This window comes from Paeniglutamicibacter sp. ORCA_105 (assembly GCF_045798545.1).
GTDB lineage: Bacteria > Actinomycetota > Actinomycetes > Actinomycetales > Micrococcaceae > Paeniglutamicibacter > Paeniglutamicibacter sulfureus.
The window spans coordinates 15,383-38,120 of record NZ_JBIXLM010000009.1 but is presented as its reverse complement, the minus strand read 5'-3'; the positions used below and the strand labels follow the sequence as shown (position 1 = coordinate 38,120).

The window sequence follows — 22,738 nt, the reverse complement described above, 5'->3', positions numbered from 1 at the left end:
AAGGTGGGTATATCGGTGAAGATGTTGGTGCGTCCTGTGGGAAAGGTTTAGACGGCTGCTGCGGCAGGCATCAGGCCGGCCTGCGTCAGCAGTGCGCCCAAATCGGCCAGGTCGGCTTCGGTGAGGTTCTGCAGCGGCGGGCGCACCGATCCGGCGTCGCGGCCGATGGCCTTCAGTCCACCCTTGACGATGGAGACGCCGTAACCGGCCACGCGGTCGCGGATGTCCAGGTAGGGAAGGACGAAGCGCTTGAGCTTTTCGGTGACGGCCGCGCGGTCCTGGTTGCGGACGTCCTGGTAGAACTCGAGGGCGAACTCCGGAACGAAGTTGTACATGGCCGAGGAGTAGGTGCTCATGCCCAGCTGCAGCAGCGGCAGGGCGAAGGTTTCGGCGGTGGGCAGGCCGCCCAGGTAGAAGAGGCGGTCGCCGTTCTTGGTGTAGACCCGGGTCAGGTGCTCGATGTCCCCGGTGGCGTCCTTGAAGCCGATGAAGTTTTCGTGGGTGTCGGCCAGGCGGGCCACGGTGTCGGCCGAGTAGATGGCGTTGGCGCGGTTGTAGACGATGACGCCGGTGGAGGTTGAGGAGCAGACGGCGGAGGCGTGGGCGAACAGGCCGTCCTGGTCGCACTCGGTCAGGTACGGCGGCAGCAACAGTAGGCCCTGGGCGCCGGCGGCCTCGGAGTCCTGGGCGTTGAGGATGGCCTGCTTGGTGGAGCCTCCGGCCGAGCCGAGCACCGGCACGCGTGAGCCGGCTTCCTCGACTGCCATGCGCACCACGCGGGCGGATTCCTCCGGGGTGAGGGTGAAACCCTCGCCGGTGCCGCCGGCGGCGAAGAGGCCTGCGACGCCGAAGCTCGACTGCCAGTCGAGGTGGCGGCGGTAGGCGGCCTCGTCGATCTCCAGGTCGGCATCGAATGCGGTCACCGGGAAGGAGAGCAGCCCGTCCTTGAGCGTGGTGGCAAGTTCGGCGGGGGTGTACGTGGCCATGGGGATACTCCTAAAGATGGGGGCGCCTCCACGACAACGTGGATAAGTGGCGGTGGACGATGTTCTTGTTCGTTGACCTCAGCCTAGGGAGGATGATCGATGCATGTCCAAGCCCATATTTGTATTGTTTGATACCCGTCGGGTATCGCCAGTCGGGACGGCGCACGGGCGCCTCGGTGGCCGCGCCTCAGGACTGCGCTGAACCCCTGACGATCTGCACAAGCTTTGCCAGTGCGGGGTTTCGGGAATTCCGGCTCCAGATTGCGTGTAACTCCACAGCATCTTCGGAAATGTCCTCGAGCCGGTGGTAGCTGACTCCCTCCACCCCAAGCAGCATGGCGCTTTCGGGCACGAAGGCAATGCCACGCCCGGCCGCTACCAGGGCGATCATCGTCAGGACCTGGCTGACCGAATGGACGACGTTCTGGTGCTCGAAGTCGATCTGTCGCACCACCAGGTCGTAGAAGTATCGGGCCTTGGTGGGCGAATGCATGATGAGGGCTTCGCTCGCGAGGTCTTCGATGACGATCTCGCGCGGGAGCGTATCCAGCCGGTGCCCCGTGGGTACCGCGATGCAAAGGGACTCGGAGAAGAGCAGCTGCGACTCAAAGGCCTTTTCGTCAAAGGGCGGTCGCGCCAAGCCCAGGTCGATGTCCCCGTCTTGCAGCGCAGCAACCTGTTCGCCGGTCACCATTTCGGACAACTCGAGATGCACCTGGGGTAGTTGGGTCGAAATTTCCGAAAGCAGGGGTCCGAGCAGGCTGAAGCCCGAGGCGGCGGTGAACCCGATGCGCAGTTCGCCGGACTGGCCCGAGGCAATCCGCCGCGCATTCAGCGGGGCGCGCTCGGCTGAAATCACCAGGCGCCGGGCGTCAACGAGGAACGCCTCGCCTGCGGCAGTGAGGTTGACCTTGCGGTTGTCTCGTTCTAACAGCTCGACCCCCACGCTGCGTTCCAGCTTTTGGATCTGCCGGCTCAACGGGGGTTGGGTCATATTCAGCCGTTCGGCTGCGCGACCGAAGTGCAGCTCCTCGGCGACAGCGACGAAACTTCGTGCTTGGTCCAATGTGAACAATTGATACCTTTCGGGAATCACTCAATGCTTAGATGGGGTTGGACAAGCATCGTAACTATTTCTAGGCTCAAGCAGAAGCAAAAAACGTGTTGTGACTCACTCGCAGGTGAACTCCCCAGGCAGCACGCCTCGTCAACAAGGAGAATACGCAATGAAGCACCAATTCACTCGACGTGCAATGCTGTCGGTTGCCGCTGCCGCCGCCGCCCTTTCACTCGCCGCCTGCGGCGGCAATGTCGGCAGCGGTGCCGCCGAAGGCGAGACCTTCCCTTCCGGACCGGTCACCCTGACCGTCGGCCAGGCCCCGGGCGGGTCCACCGACCTTATCGCCCGCGCCGTGGCGGAGGGCATGGCCGAAAAACTTGGCGTGTCAATGCCGGTCGTCAACAAGCCCGGTGCCAATGGGGCGCTGGCCACCCAGGAAGTCGCGGCCATGGAGCCCGACGGCCACAACCTCATCCTGCTCAATGCCTCGCTGATCACCATCACCCCGTTGGCAGTTTCGGAATCCGAAGCGGTAACCCTTGACGGACTGGATGTCATCGCGGGTCTGTCCCAGGATGACTACGTCATGGTGGCCAGCACCAAGTCCGGCATCAAGTCGGTGGATGACCTCAAGAGCAACGGCTCCAAGCTGTCCTTCGGCACCACCGGCGTGGGCACCGGCTCGCAGCTGGCCCAGGAACTGCTGTTGGCCCAAGCCGAGATCGAGGGCACCACGGTTCCCTTCGACTCCGGCTCCCCGGCACTGACCGCCGTCATGGGAGACCAGGTCCAGGTCTCCACCATCCAGCTCGGCGAGGCCAAACCGCAGATCGATGCAGGCACCGTCACCCCGATTGTGGTCTTCTCCTCCGAGCGCAACGAGTTCCTCCCGGACGTTCCGACGGCCGTTGAATCCGGCTACGACGTCCCGGTCTCGCAGTACCGCGCGATCGCAGCCCCCAAGGGCCTGAGCGCAGAGACCAAGACCGCCCTGGTCGAATCGGTCAAGGCCGCAGTTGCCAAGGATTCCTACAAGTCCTTCAACGAGTCGACTCTGCTGACCCCGAAGGAAATCACCGGCGAGGAAGTCGTCACCGAGTGGACCGCGCTGGCCGAGAAGTACAAGGCGCTGACCGAGCAGTACAACATCACGCTGGCTTCCAAGTAACCTCAGGCCCGTTCCCCATCCCCACGCGCCACCCCAGGTGGCGCACGCCAGATCCAAAGGAAGCACGTTATGCGAGCCGATAAATCGCCGCACGCCGAAGAAACCCCGGTGCAGGAAGAAGAGATCCTGACGCCCGAGCAGCTCGCGGAGGTGTGGGCCGCCGAGGCGCCCGAGCCCGCGGGTCCGGTGGCCAACTTTGTCTCCTCCCTGGTGGCGCTCGCCCTCGGTGTTGCAGGAATCCTGCTTTCGTTGAATCTGGGATTGGGAACGCCGGCCGAACCGCGGCCGGGAATGTGGCCATTCATCGTCAGCCTCGTGGTTGCCGTGCTGTCGCTGGTGCAGGCCTTCATTGGCCGCACCGGCGGCAAGGACGGGGAGAAATTCTCTTCGTACTCCCGGTACGCGGCAATCGGTTTCGTCACCCTGATCGGGATGGTGGCACTGATGCCCGTGGTCGGCTTCGAGATCCCTTCGCTGCTGCTGTGCTTCATCTGGATGAAGTGGCTGGGCGGCGAGAGCTGGCGCTCGGCAACGCTATATTCGCTCCTGATTGTTGCTGCGTTCTACGCGATCTTCATCGCCGCACTCGGAACCACCATTCCCCGACTTTTCTAGTCCCAGAGATACAAGGTAAACGGCATGGATTTCTTCGGCCCGGTCCTGGACGGCTTTGGCGTTGTTCTGGACCCCACCAATCTTCTTTACTGCTTGCTCGGCGTTGCCATCGGCATGCTGATCGGCGTACTTCCGGGCCTCGGCCCGGCGGCGACCATCGCCATCCTGCTTCCCATGACTTATGGGGTGGAGCCGGTCACCGCGATCATCATGCTGGCCGGAATCTTCTACGGTGCCCAGTACGGCGGAACCATCACCTCGGTGCTGTTGCGCATCCCCGGCGAGGCAAGCTCCGTGGTCACCGTCTTTGACGGCTATGTCCTGGCCAAGCAGGGAAGGGCGGGCACCGCCCTGGGCATTGCCGCAATCGGCTCTTTCATCGGCGGCACCATTGGCATCATCGGCCTGACGTTCCTGGCCCCACTGGTCGCAGGGTTCGCCTTGGACTTCGGACCTCCCGAGTACACGGCACTTGCCCTGCTGGGCATCTTGCTGGTCGCCACCATTTCCGGCGGCTCCAAGATCAAGGCATTGACTGCCGCGGCCTTCGGCCTGTTCCTGGCCACGGTGGGCCGCGACATCTTCACCGGCGCCGAGCGCTTCACCTTCGGCAGTCTGCCGCTGGCCGACGGCATCGACTTCGTGCCGATCGCCATGGGCCTCTTCGGTGTCGGCGAAATCCTCTACAACCTCGAGGAGCGCCACCGCGCCGCCGCTGCCCCCGTCGCCGTCGCCAACGTCTGGCCCTCGCGCAAGGACCTGAAACAGTCCTCGGGCGCCATCGGACGCGGCTCGGTACTGGGCTTCTTCCTGGGCATCCTGCCCGGAGGTGGTGCCACCATTGCCTCACTGGCGGCCTACGCCGTGGAAAAGAAACGGGCCAAGGATCCCTCGCGCTTCGGCAAGGGAGCCATCGAGGGCGTTGCCGGACCGGAATCCGCGAACAACGCGGCGGCCACCAGCTCCTTCATCCCGCTGCTGACCCTGGGCATCCCGGCCAACGCCACCATGGCCATCATCTTCGGCGCCCTGCTCATCCAGGGCGTGACCCCGGGCCCACAGCTGATCACCGAGCAGCCTGACCTGTTCTGGGGCGTGGTGAACTCCATGTACATCGGGAACATCCTGCTGTTGATCATGTCGATCCCGCTGGTGGGTCTGTTCGTGAAGATCCTGCGGATCCGTGGCGCGATCCTCGCGCCGATCACCGCGCTGATCACCATGCTCGGTGCCTACACGATCCGCAACTCGATGTTCGACGTCATGCTCGTGGTGCTCTTCGGAGCACTCGGCTACCTCATGAAGAAGTTCGGCTTCGAACCCGGACCGCTGGTGCTGGCGTTCGTGCTGGGAAGCCTGCTCGAGTCTTCCCTCCGCCGTTCGCTGCTGGTGCTGGAGGGCGATCCGACCGGGTTCTTCTCCCGGCCGATCTCCGGCACCCTGCTGGTCATCTTCGTCATCGTCGCGGTATGGCCCATGGTCAAGACGGTCATCAACAAGCGCAAGAAGGCAAACGCCCTCTTGTCCGAAACCAAGGCTAAGGAAAAAGTATGAGCATCCTCGTTGGATACGTTCCGACCAAGGTCGGTGAGGCAGCAGTGCGTGCGGCCATCAAGGAAGCCAAGCTTCGCCATGAGGAGCTGCTGATCGTGAACTCGGTGCGCGAAGGTGCCTTGGTGGACAAGTCAGTGGCAAGCGCCGAGGACATCGAACGCATCAAGCAGTCGACCGTGGATGCCGGCATCCAGGCCCGGATCCTGGAATCGTTCCACCGCGACGACCTCGCCGAGGAGATCCTGGACCTGGCTTCCAGGCACGATGTCTCGTTGATCGTCATTGGCCTGCGCCAGCGCTCCCAGGTGGGCAAGTTCATCATGGGTTCCCACGCCCAGCGCATCCTGCTGCAAGCCGAGCACCCGGTCCTGGCCGTGAAGGCCGACCAGGTCTAGGCGTGTTTCTGATTTGGAGTCGGGCTGGTCAACTGCATGTGGTCGGTTGACCAGCCCGGCTCTTTGTTGAGTGCGGAAGCCGGGTTATTCGGGTTGGTCCAACGCGTCGCGCGCTTCCCGCATTGCAGCGATTCGCCGCCGGAGGCGGCGCTCCCGTTCTTGCGGATCCGGACTCCAGAGTGCCTGCGTACCCGGGTGCGGCGAATGAATCCCCATGACCTTCTGCGCCGTTTGCGGATGCGCCTGTGCAAAGTACTTCCATGACTTCTGCGCATTGCTTCCAAAAAGGACAACCGCGCGAACATCCGGCATGAGATCAATAACGCGCTTGAGTGGGTCGATTCCACGGCGCAGATCTGCGGCCCGAAGGTTTGCCGTGCCGTGGCGGTACCAAGGATGGGCGTTCCAGATCATGGTTTCGTTCAAGGGGATGGAGACTTGGTCAAAGAGCTGGCCAAGCATGGCCGCCGTGGGGTCGTCGTTCTCGAAACAGATCATCCCCGAACCGGATGTCTTGCTGGTTTTCGGTCCTGGATCGGACAGCAGTGCTAGAACCCTGGCCTTGGTCCCGCCATGGATGGGGGCTACATGGGGAACCCATTGGCCTCCTGACTCGTCGCCGCTGCCAAGCTCGTCGACCAGATAATTGATCGGGGCAATGTGCGCGTCGTATTTCCCCCGGTGCATTGCGCTGCGGAATGCGGAGCCAGCCATGAGTTTCGCCATGACTCAGTATCGCGCAGGCCTTACTTGGCGACGCGCGAGCACGCCGAAGGTCCCGCCACGAATAACGGCGAGACCTTCGGGATTGGGCGCCTCAGTCGCCCGCGGCCGTGGCTCCTGCCTCGACCTCGAGCCGGTGCAGGGAATTTGCCAGGTGCACGCGCATGGCCGCGGCCGCGGCCATGGCGTTGCCCGAGGCGATGGCGTTGCGGATGGCGAGGTGTTCCTCGGCCACCTGTTCCAGCCGCGGGAGCAAGACCGATTCCGTGGAATCCAGGCGTTGGCGCGGCATGGCAATCATAGCCGGACCGAGGTGGCGCACCGCATCCAGGAAATAGGGGTTTCCGCTCCCGGCCGCCACGGCGGAGTGGAACTCGAAGTCGCAGCTCATTGAAAGCGAAGCGTTGGTACCGGCGTTCCGGAAGGCTTCCAATGCCGCGTCGAGGGCGGGCAGGGTCCCGGCTTTCGCCGCGACCGCGGCGGCGGCTGCCGCCTCGGATTCCAGACCCATCCGGAATTCGAGCAACTGCCGGCGTTCGGCAAGGGTCCGCGGGACCCGCGCCTGTGCAGCGGTTTCGGGGGGCGGGGGAGTGAGGGCGAAGCTGCCGGCACCGCGGCGCGTGTGGACCAGTCCTTCGGCCTGCAACCTGGTCAGCGCCTCACGCACCACGGTGCGGGAGACGGCGTGCTCGGCGATCAGGGCATTCTCGCTCGGGAGCTTGTCGCCCGGGGCAATGAGTCCTGTGCTGATCTGCCCGCGCAGGTGCTCAACCAGGCCGGCCGTCAGATTGGGTTTCATAGGATGAATGCTTTCACGCGCGCCGCGGCGGGGCGACTAGGCGCGGCCGAACTCGACGGTGTCGGTCGTCCAGGCGCGGGCCTGGTCGCTGAAGGTGAAGCCGAGTCCCGGGCGGCTCGGAACCAGCATGCGCCCGTCCTTGGTCTCGAGGCGCTCGTTGAACAGCGGGTCCAGCCAGTCGAAGTGCTCCACCCAGGGTTCGCGCGGGTAGGCCGCGGCGAGGTGCAGGTGGATCTCCATGGCGAAGTGAGGTGCCAGGTCCAAGCCGGCCTGGTCGGCCAGCGTGGCCAGACGCAGGAACTGGGTAATGCCGCCGATGCGCGGGGCGTCGGGCTGGATGATGTCGCAGGCACGGGTGGCAATGAGGCGTTCGTGTTCGGCCACGGAGGCAAGCATCTCGCCGGTGGCGATCGGGGTGTCAAGTGCAGCGGCGAGTGCCGCGTGGCCCTCGGCGTCGTAGGCATCGAGGGGTTCCTCGATCCAGACCAGGTCGAACTCCTCGAGCTTGCGGCCCAAGCGCAGTGCGGTGGCGCGGTCCCACTGCTGGTTGGCGTCCACCATCATCGGCACGTCCGGGCCGATGTGCTCGCGCACCGCGGTGACGCGGCGCAGGTCCTCGGAGGAATCGGGCAGGCCGACCTTGATCTTGATACCGCCAATGCCTTCCTCGATTGACTGGCTGGCGCGGTCCTGGATCTCGGCAATCGAGGCGTTGAGGAATCCGCCGGAGGTGTTGTAGGTGCGCACCGAGTCGCGGTGGGAACCGAGGAACTTGGCCAGCGGCAGGCCCGCGCGCTTGGACTTCAGGTCGTAGAGGGCGATGTCGAGGGCGGCGAGTGCCTGGGTGGCGACGCCCGAGCGTCCCACCGAGGCTCCGGCCCACAGGAGCTTGGTGTAGAGCTTGGCAATGTCATTGGGATCCTCGCCGATCATGGTCTCGGCGACTTCCCTGGCGTGGGCGTACTGTGCCGGTCCGCCGGCGCGCTTCGAGTAGGAGAAGCCCAGGCCCTCGTGGCCCTGCTCGGTCTTGATCTCGGCAAAGAGGAAGACGACCTCGGTCATGGGCTTCTGGCGCCCGGTGAAGACCTTGGCATCCGAGATCGGGGTGGCCAGGGGTAGCCGGGCGGTGGACAGCTTGACGTGGCGAATGGCATCGGGGGTGTAGCTCATGGCGGGTCTGTGCTCCTGGGAAGAATGGCCGGACTGCGTCGGCGAACACAACTTATCGTATAAGTAGATAACTTATTACACAAGTAGTTTCGGGGAAGTTTTCCAGGCCGAATTTATCCCGAGTTGCATCCAAGCCCGCGGAAGGAAAATGCCCGTGGCCCACCCGGAACGCCGGGTGGGCCACGTGTGGGATTGAGATGCCTACGAAACGGGTGTGAGGAGCTCTCCCGAGTCGATGTAGCTGCGCAGATTGTTCAGCGTCAACTCCGCCATGTCGGCGCGCGTCTCGTGCGTGCCGCTGCCCAGGTGCGGCAGCAGGACCACGTTGTCCAGGGCAAGGAGCTCTTCGGGAACGTGCGGTTCGCTCGCGAACACGTCCAGCCCGGCTCCGGCGATCCCGCCATTTTGCAGGGCCGCCACCAGGGCCGGTTCGTCCACGACGCTGCCGCGGGCAATGTTGATCAGGAAGCCCTTCGGGCCAATTGCCTCCAGCACCGTTGCATCGACCAACCCGGCAGAGGCGGGGCCTCCGGCCGCCGCCACGATCAGCACGTCGGTGGCCGCGGCCAGGGCCGCCGCCGAGGGGTAGTAGGTGTAGGCACTGCCGTTGATTTCCGAGCGGTTGTGATAGTGGATTTCGCAACCGAAGGCCTCGAGCCGCTTGGCGATTGCCGCGCCGATGCGCCCCAGCCCCAGGATGCCCACGCGCTTGCCGCTGGCGCGGGTGGCCAGCGGGAAGTTCATGCCGGTTGCCCAGGTGCCGGCGCGCACGAAGCGCTCGGCGGCGCTCAGTGAGCGCAGGGTGTCGAGGTAGAGGCCCAGTGCGGTGTCGGCGACGCAGTCGGTGAGCACGTCCGGGGTGTTGCTGATCGGGATGTTGCGTTCATTGGCCTGGGCGACATCGGTGGCGTCGTAGCCGACTCCGAAGTTCACGATGGCCTCCAGGTTTGGCAGGCGCTTCATGAGGTCGGTGTCGACGCCGATTTTTCCTGAGCACACGGCGACGCGGATCGACTCGCCGTGTTCGGTCAGGAATTCCTCGCGGGCGGCTCCGGGCTCGGGGAGCACCATGGCGTCGTAGTCGTCAACGAGCGCCTTGGCGACCGTGGGGTTGACCGGGCCGACGCGCATGATGGCGTTCCCGGATATGGGGCTGGGGTCGCGCCGCGTGATGGCGCTGGTATCTGCTGACATACCTGAATCCTAGGGAGACGCAAGCATGCGCGTCCAACACGCAGAATGCATGGATCAATACCGTTGGGGCATTGATTCCCCGTCAGCCGCGTGATGTAGCGGAAGTCACAATGCGCATCGAATGCCGATCGGAACCAACCGTCCCAGAACCGCGAGTTCATGCGGAAGCGGACCCTTGACGGGCCTTGGTTCCGGCGTCAAGGCTATGGGGACACGACCGGCAGATCCCCTCGCATTGGTCGTTCACACTCGTCCAATTCGCTCACCGCAGAGGAAACACCGATGTTTTTTTCCAGCAAGGCAACGACCCCCCTGACCCGCACCCGTCGACTCTCCATGGCCGTGGCCGCCGGCGCCCTTTTGGGCGTCACGGCACTGTCCGGCTGCTCCGTGGCCAACTCCTCGGGGGCCACCGGTTCCTCGGGAGCCGGCGCACCGGCGGCCGGTGACACCCTGCGCGTGGTCCTGCAGCAGGAGCCCCCGACGCTGGAGGCCTGCGAATCGAACCTCACCAGCACCGGCGTCGTGGTGCGTTCGACCATCACCGAACCGCTGATCGAACGCAACCCCACCACCGGTGAGCTTGAGCCCAAGCTGGCCACCGAATGGACCAGCACGGACGACACCATCTGGACCCTGAAGCTGCGTGAAGGTGTGAAGTTCCACGACGGATCCGAATTCACCGCCGAGGACGCCGCAGCGACCATTGACCGCGCCGTCAACGGCAAGCTCGGCTGCAATGTCGAGGGCTACGTCTTCGGCGACGACAACCTGAAGGTCAAAGTCGTTGACGACACGACCCTGACGGTCACCGCGCCCAAGGCCGACCCCATCTTGCCGCTGCGTCTCTCCTTCCTGGAGGTCGTGCCGGCCGAGACCTCCACAACCGAAAAGGTGCGCGAACCGATCGGCACCGGCCCCTACAAGCTCGAGAAGTGGGAAGCCGGCCAGAGCATCAGCGCCTCGGCCTTCGCCGACTACTGGGGCGAGGCACCGGCCTTCGAAATGGCCAACTACCAGTGGAGGAGCGAGGGCAGCGTCCGGGCCGCCATGGTCACCTCCGGCGAGGCGGACATCGCCACCGGCCTGAGCCCGGAAGACAACATCGGGGACCTGGGTGTTTCCTACCCCAACAACGAGACCGTCGCGCTGCGCATGCACGCCGACAAGGCGCCCTTCACCGACATCAAGGTCCGCCAGGCAGTGAACTACGCCATCGACAAGGAAGCCATCGTGGCCTCGCTCTACGGCGGACGCGACAAGGCCGCCGCCCAGCTGGTGCCCGAGGGCGTCGTGGGGCACAGCGAGACCCTGCCGGTCTGGCCCTACGACCCGGAAAAGGCCAAGGCACTGGTCGAGGAGGCCAAGGCCGCAGGCGTTGACACCTCGGCCCAGATCAGCCTGGTCGTGCGCTCCGCCCAGTTCCCCAAGATCGAGGAACTGGGCCAGGTCATCCAGGAACAACTGACCCAGGCCGGCCTGAACGTGAAGCTGAAGATGCTCGAGACCAGTCAGCACCTGACCTACCAGGTCCGCCCGTTCCCCACGGATGACGAGGGCGCCATCATGCTGATGACCCAGCACGGCAACCAGGCCGGCGACGCCGCCTTCACCGTCGACCAGTACATGATGACCAAGGGCGCGCAGTCGGCCTTCGGCACCGCGGAGCTCGACAAGCTGATCAAGACGGCAGACGCCGCTACGGGAGATGACCGCCAGGGTGCCTTCGAGAAGGTCTTCGCGTACCAGAACGACAACGTGGTGCAGTTCGCCCACATCGCCCATCAGACCGGCATGCTCGGTGTGGCAGGCACGGTGGACTACACGCCGAACTCCTCCTCGGGCGACGAACTGCGCCTGGCCGAAGTCACCAAGGGCCAGTAGTTCACCTTCCCAAAGCCTTCGCAAGGCACTGGCAATCAAGAATTCGACGGAAAGCAACCTGGATAATGCTCACCTATTTGCGTAAACGGATTATCTCCTCCGCACTGCCGCTGGTGGTCGTGGTGGTGGGAGTCTTCGCCCTGGCCCGGATGACCGGAAACCCGGCAAGCCTCTACCTGCCACTGAACGCCACCGACGCCATGCGCGCGGACTTCATTGCCAAGAATGGCCTGGACCAACCCGTCCTTCTCCAGATGGCCGACTACTTCGGTGGTCTCTTGCGACTGGATTTCGGAACCTCGCTGCGTACCGGGGAGGATGCCGCAGCCATGGCGCTGCGCGCCTTCCCGGCCACGCTGCAACTCGCCGCGATGACCATGGTGATCGCCATTGTGTTGGCGATCATCGTGGGCTCCGCGGCCGCGCTGAAGCCCAACGGGGTGCTTGACCGCTTCGCCTCCTTCGTCTCCATGGCGGCGGCCTCGATTCCCGACTTCTGGCTGGCCATCGTGGGCATCTGGGTCTTCGCCATCTACCTAGGCTGGCTGCCCACCTCCGGCGTCATGGGTGCTGCGGCCTGGGTGCTGCCCGTGGCAACACTGGTGATGCGGCCCTTCGGGGCGCTCGTCCAGGTGATCCGCGGCGCCATGGTCACCTCACTCTCCGAGCCCTACATCAAACTCGCCCGCTCCAAGGGCGCCACCGAATACCGCGTGGTCACCGGGCACGCCCTGCGCAACGCCGCGGCCCCGGCCCTGACCGTGGCCGGGGACCTCACGGTCGGGCTGATCAACGGCGCCGTGGTGGTCGAGACCATCTTCGGCTGGCCGGGCATCGGCAAGCTGATGATCGACTCGATCCTGCAGCGCGACTTCGCCGTCCTCCAGGCCTGCGTACTCCTGACGGCCCTGGCGATCTTCGTGCTCAACATCGTGATCGATGTGGGCTACGCGCTGCTGGACCCGCGGGTCCGTCCCACCGCGGGGGCCAGGGCACGGCGCAAGGCACGGGACCTCACTCCCGGGCCCGATTCCACCACCCCCAGTGAACCCAACGTCCCTGCAGCCGCCGGCGCGAACGTCTAGGAAAGACCATGACACAGACACTGAATGCGCCCAACCTGCGCGACCGCGGGCCCCGGCCCAAGAAGGCACGGCTCGGGGGTCCGAGCATGTTCCGGATGCTGCTGCGCGACAAGTTCGCCACCGTTGGCGCCCTGGTCCTGGGCCTCGTGATCCTCGTGGCCATCTTCGGCCCCGCGCTCATGGGCGAACTGGCCACCAAGCAAAACCTGATGTTCATGAACAAGGCACCCTTCGACCCGGCCAACGGATGGGCCTACGTGCTGGGCTCCGACTCCCTGGGCCGCTCGGTGCTCGCCCGCCTGGTCGTCGCCACCCGCACGACCCTCATGGTCGCGGTCCCCGCGGTCCTTGTCGCCCTGCTCGTCGGCTCCCTCTGGGGCGTCTGGGCCGGATACCACCGCGGGCGACGCGAGAACATCTCGATGCGCATAGCCGACATCATCATGTCCTTCCCCTCCCTGCTGCTGGCCGTCGTGGTCCTCTACGTCTTCAGCCCCTCGGTGGCCAACATCGTGCTGATCCTGGCCGTCACCCGCATTCCGATCTACATGCGCACCGCCCGCGCCGAATCGGCCGAGCTGCAGTCGCGCACCTTCGTGGACGCTGCACGCACCTTCGGCACCAAGCCCAACTCCATCATCGCCATGCACGTGATCCCGGTGGTGACCCCGACCCTGCTGACCCTGGCAACGCTGGAATTCTGCTACGTCATGCTCGCCGAATCCTCGCTGTCCTTCCTGGGCATCGGCATCCAGCCGCCCGACGTGAGCTGGGGGCTGATGGTGGCCCAGGGGCGCCAATACCTGCAGACCGCCTGGTGGCTCTCGATCCTTCCCGGCCTGGCCATCGTCATTACCGCGATCGCCGCGAACCTATTGGCAGCCTGGCTGCGCATCGCCACCGACCCGGCCCAGCGCTGGCGCCTGACCCTCGAACGTCCCGCCAAAAAGGCCCTGAAGACCGCAGCCAAGGAGGCAAAGTGATGATGGAAGTACTTGATCCCCAAACCAGCGAGGCGGCCACCGCCGAGGCCGTCCTGGCCGTCACCGGGCTCGACGTGGACATCCGCACCCCCACGGGCACCGTGCGGGTGGTGGGCAACGTTTCCTTCACCGCCTACCAGGGCCAGACCCTGGCGCTGCTGGGCGAATCCGGCTGCGGAAAGTCCATGACGGCCAAGGCCATCGCCGGCCTGCTGGATCCCGTCGCCTCCGTGGCCGGGGGAACCGTGGAGCTCGAGGGCAGGGACCTGAACGCGATGACCCCGCGCCAGCGCCGCGAGGTCGCCGGGCCAGGCCTGGGCATCGTCTTCCAGGACGCACTGACCGCACTGAACCCCGTCTACACCGTGGGAGCGCAGCTCGGCGAGGCCTTCCGGATCCACCGTGGCATGAACAAAAAGCAGGCCCGCGCCCAGGCCATCGAATTGATGCGCCGGGTCGGCATCCCGGAGCCCGAGGTGCGCGTGGCCGCGTACCCCCACCAGTTCTCCGGCGGCATGCGCCAGCGCATCCTCATCGCCATGGCCGTGGCGCTGGGCCCGCGGCTGCTGATCGCCGACGAGCCCACCACCGCACTGGATGTCACGGTGCAGGCGCAGATCATGGCGCTGCTGCGCCGGCTGCGCGAGGAAGAGGACATGGCGGTCGTGCTGATCACGCACGACCTCGCGGTGGTGGCCGAGGAAGCCGACGACGTCTGCATCATGTACGCGGGCAACGTGGTCGAAAGCGGGCCGGTGGCCACGGTGTTTTCCACCCCCACCCACCCGTACACCAAGGGCCTGCTGGAGTCGGTGCCCACGCACGCGCGGCGCGGGGACGACCTGTCTTCGATTCCCGGCAGCCCGCCGGAGCTCAAATCGATCCCGTCCGGCTGCGTCTATGCGGATCGCTGCCCGATGGCGGCGCAGATCTGCCGGGACAAGCGTCCGGAACTGCGCCAGAGCGGTGTGAACCAGTTCTCCGCCTGCCACTTCTCCGAATCCCTGCGCGCCGGTGCCACCGCGGGGCCCGGCACCGAACCCGCTTCGCCGAAAACCGCGTCGACATTGCAGGAGGAAGACCGATGAACGTCAACGACACCCAGGCACCCAGGAAAAACGTCCTCGAGGTCCAGGAGCTGACCAAGTCCTTCACGGTCTCCGCCGGTGGCGGATCGCGCCAACTCAAGGCCTTGGACGGGATCAGCCTGTCGGTGGGCAAGGGGGAGACTCTGGGCCTGGTGGGCGAGTCCGGCTGCGGCAAGTCCACGCTGGCCCGCACCCTGATGATGCTCGAGACGCCAGACTCCGGCACCGTGCGCTTCGACGGGCAGGACCCGTTCGCGCTCAAGGGCAAGGAGTTGCTGGCCTGGCGCCGGCGCGTGCAGATGGTCTTCCAGGACCCTTTCGCCTCGCTGAACGCGCGCATGAGCGCCGGGCAGATCATCTCCGAGCCCTTCGCCACGCACAAGGACCTGTACCGGGGCTCGGCGGCCCGCTCCAAGCGGCTGAACGAGCTGCTGGATTTGGTGGGGCTGCGCAGTACCGACGCGTACAAGACGCCGCAGGAATTCTCCGGCGGCCAGCGCCAGCGCATCGGCATCGCCCGCGCCCTGGCCCTTGACCCGGATTTGATCATCCTTGACGAACCGGTCTCCGCGCTTGATCTCTCGGTGCAGGCGCAGGTGCTGAACCTGCTCAACGAGCTGCAGCAGCAGCTGGGGGTCAGCTACATCTTCATCTCCCACGACCTCTCGGTGGTCCGCCACGTGACCGACCGGGTCGCGGTGATGTACCTCGGGCGGATTATAGAAACCGGAGTGACCGAGGATGTCTTTGACCGGCCGCTGCACCCGTACACCGCGTCCTTGATGTCTGCCTCGCCGAAGCTGGACCCTGCAATGCGCCCGGCCAGGCGGATCGTGCTGAATGGTGAGCTGCCCTCGCCGCTGGATCCGCCCAGCGGCTGCAGGTTCCGCACCCGCTGCTGGAAGGCCGAGGACATCTGTGCCTCGCGCAGGCCCGAAGCCTCGGGGCCGGCCGTGGACGGGACGATCTCGCTGGGGATGCCCGCCATTGGACCGGTCGAGCGAGCCCACATGGCCGAATGCCACTTCCCGATTTCCAGCCCGGCCGAGGCGGGACTGGTTCCCGCGGGCTGAGCCGCCCGGAAAAGTTGGCGACCAAGGCCGCACCCCGGAGAACCACGGCGGTGCGGCATGGGCAGTTGCAGGGGACGGCCCCTTGTCCGTCATGGCCGCGCTTGTAGGCTGGGAGAAATCCACTTCTTCATGGCTCGGGACGGAAAAGAACATGGCCACGTTTCACGAACTCCACCACCAGGATGCGCCACTCTTGTTGCCCAACGCCTGGGACGTGGGCTCGGCACTGTCCTTTGCGGCGGCGGGCTACCCGGCAGTCGGCACCACCAGCTTCGGCATCGCTGCAAGCGCCGGCATGCCTGATGGCTACGGGGTCAGCAAGAGTGCAACCCTTGCGCTCGCGGCGCAGCTTGTGCGCTTGCCCCTGCACGTCACCACCGACATCGAGGACGGCTACTCCGAGGACCCCACCGAGGTCGCCGAGTTCGTCGCCGAACTGGCAATACTGGGCGTGGCCGGGATCAACCTTGAGGACAGCCGGGACGGGCACCTGGTGGATCCCGCAACGGTTGCCGCCAAGATCGCCGCCATCAGGCAACGCAGCCCCGGGGTATTCATCAACGCCCGGGTGGACAACTTCTGGTTCTCCGAGCAGGCCACGGTGGATGCCGTCCTGCTCCGCGCCACTGCCTATGCCGACGCCGGCGCCGACGGGATCTTTGCCCCCGGGGTTGTGGCCGCGGACGATATTCGCGGGATCACCGCCGGGATCGGGCTGCCGGTCAATGTGTTGGCCCATCACACGCTGGGCGTTGCCGAACTGGGGAAGCTGGGCGTGCGTCGTGTCAGCTCCGGATCCCTGCCATACCGCGCCGCGGTGGACGCCGCAGTGGAGAGTGTCAACGCCCTGCGCGACGGCATGCCGATCCCGGCCGCCACGCCGTATCGGGAAATGCAGGCACGCCTGGAGGCCTTCCAGCTGGACTCCGCCGGCTAAATCCCCGCACGGCCCGACAGCATTTTCCGGTTGCCCCACGGTGACGCCGGTGGGTTTGCGGTCGGGCGCGCGTATCAATGCCAAATTCCGCCGCTCGGCCGGTTCGCGGGACGTTGCGGGACCATATCGCCCGTCGTAGCGCGGCCGGACAAGCGATGAATCTTGGGCCGGCCTTGGATCGGTCCCACGGACGGACGATCGCCGTCCGCCCGTCAGGGTGGGCTTCCAGATACCAGCACCATGTGGCGGCATGCAACCATGGCGACGGTGCGGCTGCCCGTTCGGGCCCATGCCGCTATCGGGACTGCGGGTCGTGCCCGCCGAGGTCTTACGTGGCATCCCGGAAGGGGACCTCGATCCTCCAGCGTGCAACATGACGAGAGAGGACGTGTGCCGCGCGGGCAGTGAGATCGGTGGTGAAAAAGTAGTCATCGGGATCAGCGCCCTGAGGGGTCGTGCACGATCATGAGACCCACCTGCCCGGTTTTGTTCACCCGGCACCACAACTCACTTCGTCGTGGATCTGGCGTACTCCGATGGTGCCACGGCTATCGGCCTCAGTGGTGTTCCAGGTCGTGGGCGATATGGCTGCGGAGAAAACCCGAATGAAGGGGCCGACCACAGGACGGTTCACGGTGCAGATCATTGTTGGCTGTCGACATGTACTTCTGATGTCCCGGACGATCAAGAATTTCGGATGGAAACCAACCCCCAGGCCCTGCATACTTTTCAGTTACCGCGACTGCGGTAAATGAAACGGGTATCACATTCGAAACCCCCTACTCTGATTGAACCCCACTCGCGGGCTCCCCACCTGGAATTTATTGAAAGGCTGCGCCATGATTTCGAAACGTAGTGCTGTGAAGATCGGCACTCTGCTCTGTGCCGCAATGGCACTCTCTGCCTGCGGCGGCGGACCAAGCTCGGATGCTGCTGCCGGATCCAGCGAACCGGTTACCGGTGGTGAGCTTGTCGTTGCATCACTCCCAGCGATGATCGACCCATATGTTACGACCTCGCGGTCGAACTGGATGGTTGCAGCCTCAACGTGCGAGGGCCTCTTTGCCAACGCAGCGAACACCACGGTGGACAACGGGCTTGCCGAAAGCTACGAGTATGACGAACAGACCGGTGTTTACACCATCAAGATTCGTGAAGGCGTCAAATTCCATGGCGGCGGCGAACTGACGGCAGCTGATGTGGTCGCCTCGCTGGAGCGTTATGGCAGCGGGGATGCCGGTGAGCTGTTCAGCTCATTGACCAAGGAAATTTCCGCGGCTGGCCCGCTGACCGTTTCCATCTCCACGAACCAACCGTCGGGTGCCATCCCAGCGCTGCTGGCAACACCGGACACTGGTGCCTACATCATGTCAGCCGCTTCATTGGAAGCGGCCGGTTCAGGGGACCTGACCTCACTGGATTGCACCGGTCCCTACAAGCTGGACAGCTTCGCGACCGACCAGCAAGCCGTCATCTCGCGTTTTGACGACTACGCCGCACGCAGCGAAAAAGCAGATGGTGCGACCGGGGCCAAGACAGCCTATGCTGACACGATTAAGTTCATCCCCTTTAACGACGCCAATGCCCTGAACCAAGTTCGTACCGGTCAGGCGCACATCGTTCCACAGTTCATGAGCATGGATCAGCTTTCTGTCTATGAGGCGGACCCATCACTGGAACCGGTGGTGAGTGAGGGTGCTGGATTCTCGCTGCTGCAGCTGAACAACAAATCCGGACTGATGGCAGATCTGAAAATGCGCCAGGCGGTGTTGAACTCCGTAGATCCGGTAGCGATCGCCACCCAGCAACTTGGCGGGACCGAGTACTTTGCTGATGACTCGAGCCTGTTCCCCAAGGGCTCACCATGGTATTCGGATGCCGGTGCAGATATTTACAAGAACAGGAATGTCGATACCGGTAAGGCTCTGCTGCAAGAAGCAGGATACGACGGCACGCCGGTCCGAGTGCTGTACCGCCCCGACTCCGATGGCTACGGCCCCCTGCTCAAGCAGCAACTGGAGGGCATCGGTTTCGTAGTGGACCTGCAGGCCATGGACGCGGCCACATTCGGCTCCGCCCGCACTGATCCCTCCAAGTGGGATATCTTCCTTGCCGGCGGTACCGCCTATTCGGATCCGCTGACAGTAGTGTTCCTCAACGACGATTTCCCGGGATGGTGGACCACGGATGAAAAGAAGTCGTTGATGGCTGATGTCACTGCGGGCAAAAACATCGAAGCCCGTCTGCCTGCCTGGAATGAAATGCAACAGCTGATCTGGGACGAGTTGCCATTTGTGAAGCTCGGGCACGAACCGCGGTTGAGCGTAATCGGAGCCAGTATCGGTGGGTTTGAACCGACGCAAGGGACTGTGCGCGGCTTCTATAACGTATGGATCGGCAACTAAGCACACCGAGGGTGTGGGTGGGTGGTTCCGTCTCTGTGTGATTCAAGATGACGGAACCACCCCCAGCCTGCGCAAGAAATCTCGCTGTTGATCGTTCGCAGATAAGAAGAGAAACATGAAACCAACATTAAAGGCCTTGCTAAGGGACCCCTCAGCGATGACGGGTGCAGTCATCATTTTACTGGTGGCCTGCCTAGCCCTGTTAGCGCCGGTTCTTGGCGGGGACCCAAATTTTGTCGATCCGGTAAACCGGCTGAAAGCGCCCCAAGCGGCATTCCCGCTGGGTACTGATGACCAAGGGCGCGACATGTGGACCATGCTGCTCTTTGGTGCCCAAACTGCCCTCGGAATCTCCGCGCTTTGTACGGTCTTGGCCATAGTCATCGGTTACCTGATCGGAATCATCTGCGGGTACTTCCCAAAGGTTGACGCAGTGGTCATGCGCATCATCGATGGGATGATGTCGTTCCCAAACATCATTTTGGTTATGAGCCTGGTTGGCGTTCTAGGCCGGGGCGTAGGGCCGGTGGTCTTCGGACTAACAGTGGTCTTGATTCCCCCGATTGCGCGCGTGGTTCGTTCGGCATCACTCAGCGTGAAATCGACTCCCATGGTCGAATCTGCCCGGGCAATGGGTGCCAAGGACTCTTGGATTCTCTCCAAATATGTTGCCCCAGAAGCCGTCTCCGTCCTGATCGTGCAAGCAACAATGGGTTTCGCTGCAACTGTGCTCTCCATCGCTGCCTTGAGCTTCTTGGGCATCGGAATCCCACCCGAAGTACCGAGCTGGGGTGCCAGCCTCTCGGCCGCGCAGAAATACATCGCCGTTGCCTGGTGGATCGGCGTATTCCCCGGTGCGGCCATTTTGGTTACGGTGCTGGGCCTCATTCTCCTAGGTGACGGGCTGCGAGACTCCATGGATCCTCGAGCACGTCGCATCGCGGGCCTCGCAAAACTCAAGACACTTGCCAAGGTCACGTCAAAGGAAGGACAGCACTAATGCTCAATTACATTCTCAAGCGCCTATTGGCGTTGCTGCCAACCATCGCCGTGCCCATGGTTCTGCTCTTCGTATTGCTGCGGCTGACTCCCGGAGACCCCGCCGCGGTCATCCTTGGCGAAGAAGCCACTGCTACTGACATTGAAAAGCTTCGAGAAGAGATGGGACTCAACGAGCCCATCATCCTTCAATTCATTGTCTGGCTCGGACGTATGGTGCGATTCGATTTCGGGGACTCGATATTTCTCCGGGCCCCGGTGAGCGAGCTAGTCCTTGCTGCAGCCACAGTGACTGCCCAACTTGCCGTTCTGGCATTGATTGTTGCCGTCTTGCTTGGCCCACTTCTGGGAGCGATTGCGGCATCAACCACATCAAAGATCACCGATAAGGCCATGGTCGTTGGTTCGGCGGTCGGCATTGCCATGCCGACGTTCTGGCTGGCCATCTTGATGGTCTTGGTGTTCGGTGTGATCTTACGATGGTTCCCTGTCGCCGGCTATGTGGCCCCAACGGAAAACTTCGTTCAGTTTCTCTCCTTCATGGCGATGCCGGCCCTGGCGCTGGGCGTCTTGGAGGCAGCCACGCTCTTCAGGTATTCACGTAATGGCGTCCTGGATGCGAAATTCCAGCCTTTCGTCAATACCGCGCGTGCTCAGGGCCTTGGCGAGAAGACCATTACTGGAAAGTATGTATTCCGCGCGGCGCTGGTACCGGTAGTTACGGTGGTTGGGCTTTCCATGGCTTCATTGCTCGGAGGCGCAGTAGTTACCGAAAACGTCTTCTCGCTTCCAGGATTGGGCAAGCTACTGCTCACAGCCGTAGATCGCCGTGACTACCCGCTCATTGAAGGATGCATTTTCCTCATTGCCATCATCTTTGTGTTGGTGAATCTCTTGGTGGATGTGGTCTGTGCACTGATCGATCCGCGTATCCGTATAGACAGCAAGGACTAGCGCCATGCGCGTAGGTGAAAAAGTGTTACTCGAAGTTTGCGACCTGAACGTCGACATCCTCAAGCCAGAAGGTCCAAGCAGAGTCGTACATTCGCTGAGCTTCTCGCTTGAAGCGGGGAAGACACTGGGCGTTGTCGGCGAATCCGGTTCCGGAAAATCCATGACTGCCACCGCGATCATGGGGATCCTGCCGGATGTGGCGGTTGCTTCGGGCCAAATCCTGTACAAGGGCAAAGATCTGCTCACAGCGACTCATGCAGAACGGCGCAAACTAAGCGGTTCCGAGATCGGCTTCATTTTTCAAGAACCAATGAGTGCGCTGCACCCGACGATGACTATTGGCGAGCAAATGATTCGTCCCATGCGTATGCACTTGGGCCTGGACAAAAAACAGGCACATAATCGCGCCAGTGAGCTGCTGGATCTCGTGGGGATTCCTCCGACGCGAGGTGTACTGGGATCCTACGTTCACCAGCTCTCCGGGGGCATGCGACAACGCGTCATGATCGCCATGAGTATTTCTTGCAACCCGGCCCTGCTGCTCGCTGATGAACCGACAACCGCCCTGGACGCCACTATTCAAAAACAGATCCTGGATTTGCTGCTGAAATTGCGCGATGACCTCGACCTGGCATTGGTCCTGATCAGCCACGACCTTGGTTTGGTGTCGCAATATACCGACGACGTCGTCGTCATGCTGGATGGCTACGAAATGGAGCAGGGCGCTACCCAAGAAGTCATTGCCAACCCGAAGTCTGGTTACACCCAAGGCCTTTTGGAAGCGGCGCCGCGGCTGGGCCGTCAACCACACCGACTCCCGGTGATCGATAAGTCCATCTATTCAAAGGTGACGCCATGAAAACGGATCAGCTCGAAACCCAAAACGACCTCGTACTGGAGCTTACCAACGTCAGCAAAGAGTTCAATGTTGGCGGCATGTTCAAGCGTTCCAAACACGTCGCCGTAGACAACGCCTCGCTTTCGGTCAAACGAAATCAAGTCGTGGGGCTGGTCGGCGAATCCGGATCCGGAAAGTCCACCCTGGGTCGAATCTCCATTGGGCTCATCAAACCGACCTCTGGGTCTGTCCGCGTTCTGGGTCAAGACATCTTCGCCTTGGGCAAAGACGAATTGCGTTTGTACCGTCGCAAGATGCAGATGATCTTTCAGGATTCATCAAATTCGCTGAATCCGCGGATGAGTTTGCAAGAGCTCATTGAAGAGCCGATGCGCGTACAGAATCTATATTCTGCCGAGGAACGTCGCATACGGGCTCGAGCCCTTGCAGATGAAGTGCAGCTGGCCGAGGGCTGGTTGGGACGCTACGCGCATGAGTTCTCAGGTGGCCAGCGGCAACGTATATCTATTGCACGCGGTTTGGCACTTGAACCGGAACTTATCGTTGCTGACGAACCGGTTTCCGCGCTGGATGTTTCGGTTCAGGCACGCGTCTTGAACCTACTCAAGGACATCCAAGAATCGCGAAGCCTCTCGATGATCTTCGTGAGCCACGATATGGCCGTCGTGGAATTCATGAGTGATCAGGTAGCGGTGCTTTACAACGGGAAAATTATGGAAAACGGGTCAGCGGAAGACGTTTTCGCTAACCCGAAAAGCGCATACACGCGTACATTGCTGGACTCTTCGCCCAGTCTTTAGCGCGCTC

Annotated in this window: 21 protein-coding genes; 15 read left to right on the top strand and 6 right to left on the bottom strand. The window is 63.2% G+C overall.

The features are described 5' to 3' along the window. Positions 1 to 47: 47 nt before the first annotated feature. Positions 48 to 986 (bottom strand): 5-dehydro-4-deoxyglucarate dehydratase, encoded by a 939-nt coding sequence (locus ACIPUB_RS06450; RefSeq protein ID WP_407606633.1) that lies wholly within the window; start codon positions 984 to 986, stop codon positions 48 to 50. A 187-nt stretch (positions 987 to 1,173) separates the two neighbouring features. Further along, on the bottom strand, positions 1,174 to 2,061 hold the full coding sequence (locus ACIPUB_RS06445; protein ID WP_407606632.1) for a LysR family transcriptional regulator: 888 nt from the start codon (positions 2,059 to 2,061) through the stop codon (positions 1,174 to 1,176). Positions 2,062 to 2,212: 151 nt separating this feature from the next. Here ACIPUB_RS06445 and ACIPUB_RS06440 point away from each other — a divergent pair, with 151 nt between their 5' ends. The 4 genes from ACIPUB_RS06440 to ACIPUB_RS06425 all read left to right on the top strand — a co-directional run bounded on the left by ACIPUB_RS06440 (position 2,213) and on the right by ACIPUB_RS06425 (position 5,778). Beyond that, positions 2,213 to 3,214: a Bug family tripartite tricarboxylate transporter substrate binding protein gene (locus ACIPUB_RS06440; RefSeq protein WP_407606631.1), complete on the top strand. Its 1,002-nt coding sequence runs from the start codon at positions 2,213 to 2,215 to the stop codon at positions 3,212 to 3,214. Positions 3,215 to 3,283: 69 nt separating this feature from the next. Next, positions 3,284 to 3,829 (top strand): tripartite tricarboxylate transporter TctB family protein, encoded by a 546-nt coding sequence (locus ACIPUB_RS06435; RefSeq protein ID WP_407606630.1) that lies wholly within the window; start codon positions 3,284 to 3,286, stop codon positions 3,827 to 3,829. 24 nt (positions 3,830 to 3,853) lie between these two features. Then, positions 3,854 to 5,383, top strand: coding sequence for a tripartite tricarboxylate transporter permease (locus ACIPUB_RS06430; protein ID WP_407606629.1), 1,530 nt, complete (start codon positions 3,854 to 3,856; stop codon positions 5,381 to 5,383). Next, the gene (locus tag ACIPUB_RS06425) at positions 5,380 to 5,778 is read left to right on the top strand and encodes a universal stress protein (RefSeq protein ID WP_407606628.1); all 399 of its coding nucleotides are present in this window, start codon (positions 5,380 to 5,382) and stop codon (positions 5,776 to 5,778) included. Before ACIPUB_RS06430 ends, ACIPUB_RS06425 begins: the two co-directional genes overlap by 4 nt. 84 nt (positions 5,779 to 5,862) lie before the next feature. Here ACIPUB_RS06425 and ACIPUB_RS06420 read toward each other — a convergent pair whose 3' ends face one another. From ACIPUB_RS06420 to ACIPUB_RS06405, 4 genes are all read right to left on the bottom strand, one after another. Then, positions 5,863 to 6,504, bottom strand: coding sequence for a uracil-DNA glycosylase (locus ACIPUB_RS06420; protein WP_407606627.1), 642 nt, complete (start codon positions 6,502 to 6,504; stop codon positions 5,863 to 5,865). Between the two features lie 91 nt (positions 6,505 to 6,595). Next, a complete protein-coding gene (locus tag ACIPUB_RS06415) occupies positions 6,596 to 7,300 on the bottom strand; it encodes a FadR/GntR family transcriptional regulator (RefSeq protein ID WP_407606626.1) in 705 nt (234 codons plus the stop codon). Positions 7,301 to 7,336: 36 nt separating this feature from the next. Further along, positions 7,337 to 8,470: an L-talarate/galactarate dehydratase gene (locus tag ACIPUB_RS06410; RefSeq protein WP_407606625.1), complete on the bottom strand. Its 1,134-nt coding sequence runs from the start codon at positions 8,468 to 8,470 to the stop codon at positions 7,337 to 7,339. 201 nt (positions 8,471 to 8,671) lie between these two features. Then, positions 8,672 to 9,664, bottom strand: coding sequence for a 2-hydroxyacid dehydrogenase (locus tag ACIPUB_RS06405; protein ID WP_407606624.1), 993 nt, complete (start codon positions 9,662 to 9,664; stop codon positions 8,672 to 8,674). 282 nt (positions 9,665 to 9,946) lie between these two features. Between ACIPUB_RS06405 and ACIPUB_RS06400 the strand changes: the two genes are divergently transcribed. The 11 genes from ACIPUB_RS06400 to ACIPUB_RS06350 all read left to right on the top strand — a co-directional run bounded on the left by ACIPUB_RS06400 (position 9,947) and on the right by ACIPUB_RS06350 (position 22,731). Then, positions 9,947 to 11,548: an ABC transporter substrate-binding protein gene (locus ACIPUB_RS06400; RefSeq protein ID WP_407606623.1), complete on the top strand. Its 1,602-nt coding sequence runs from the start codon at positions 9,947 to 9,949 to the stop codon at positions 11,546 to 11,548. A gap of 77 nt (positions 11,549 to 11,625) precedes the next feature. Further along, complete coding sequence (locus tag ACIPUB_RS06395) at positions 11,626 to 12,633, top strand: ABC transporter permease (RefSeq protein ID WP_407606622.1); 1,008 nt, start codon at positions 11,626 to 11,628, stop codon at positions 12,631 to 12,633. A gap of 8 nt (positions 12,634 to 12,641) precedes the next feature. Further along, positions 12,642 to 13,616, top strand: coding sequence for an ABC transporter permease (locus ACIPUB_RS06390; RefSeq protein WP_407606621.1), 975 nt, complete (start codon positions 12,642 to 12,644; stop codon positions 13,614 to 13,616). After that, entirely contained in the window at positions 13,616 to 14,704 is a 1,089-nt protein-coding gene (locus tag ACIPUB_RS06385) for an ABC transporter ATP-binding protein (RefSeq protein WP_407606620.1), read from the top strand. The genes ACIPUB_RS06390 and ACIPUB_RS06385 overlap by 1 nt, the downstream gene beginning before the upstream one ends. Next, positions 14,701 to 15,777, top strand: a complete 1,077-nt coding sequence (locus tag ACIPUB_RS06380) for an ABC transporter ATP-binding protein (protein ID WP_407606619.1) — start codon at positions 14,701 to 14,703, stop codon at positions 15,775 to 15,777. Before ACIPUB_RS06385 ends, ACIPUB_RS06380 begins: the two co-directional genes overlap by 4 nt. Before the next feature lie 151 nt (positions 15,778 to 15,928). Then, positions 15,929 to 16,714, top strand: a complete 786-nt coding sequence (locus ACIPUB_RS06375; protein WP_407606618.1) for an isocitrate lyase/phosphoenolpyruvate mutase family protein — start codon at positions 15,929 to 15,931, stop codon at positions 16,712 to 16,714. A gap of 839 nt (positions 16,715 to 17,553) precedes the next feature. Continuing rightward, positions 17,554 to 19,119 (top strand): ABC transporter substrate-binding protein, encoded by a 1,566-nt coding sequence (locus ACIPUB_RS06370; RefSeq protein WP_407606617.1) that lies wholly within the window; start codon positions 17,554 to 17,556, stop codon positions 19,117 to 19,119. Positions 19,120 to 19,234: 115 nt separating this feature from the next. Further along, the gene (locus tag ACIPUB_RS06365; RefSeq protein ID WP_407606616.1) at positions 19,235 to 20,119 is read left to right on the top strand and encodes an ABC transporter permease; all 885 of its coding nucleotides are present in this window, start codon (positions 19,235 to 19,237) and stop codon (positions 20,117 to 20,119) included. Next, complete coding sequence (locus ACIPUB_RS06360) at positions 20,119 to 21,072, top strand: ABC transporter permease (RefSeq protein ID WP_302264167.1); 954 nt, start codon at positions 20,119 to 20,121, stop codon at positions 21,070 to 21,072. The genes ACIPUB_RS06365 and ACIPUB_RS06360 overlap by 1 nt, the downstream gene beginning before the upstream one ends. A gap of 4 nt (positions 21,073 to 21,076) precedes the next feature. After that, the gene (locus tag ACIPUB_RS06355; RefSeq protein ID WP_407606615.1) at positions 21,077 to 21,931 is read left to right on the top strand and encodes an ABC transporter ATP-binding protein; all 855 of its coding nucleotides are present in this window, start codon (positions 21,077 to 21,079) and stop codon (positions 21,929 to 21,931) included. Further along, a complete protein-coding gene (locus ACIPUB_RS06350) occupies positions 21,928 to 22,731 on the top strand; it encodes an ATP-binding cassette domain-containing protein (protein ID WP_407606614.1) in 804 nt (267 codons plus the stop codon). The genes ACIPUB_RS06355 and ACIPUB_RS06350 overlap by 4 nt, the downstream gene beginning before the upstream one ends. The last annotated feature ends 7 nt before the right edge of the window (positions 22,732 to 22,738 follow it).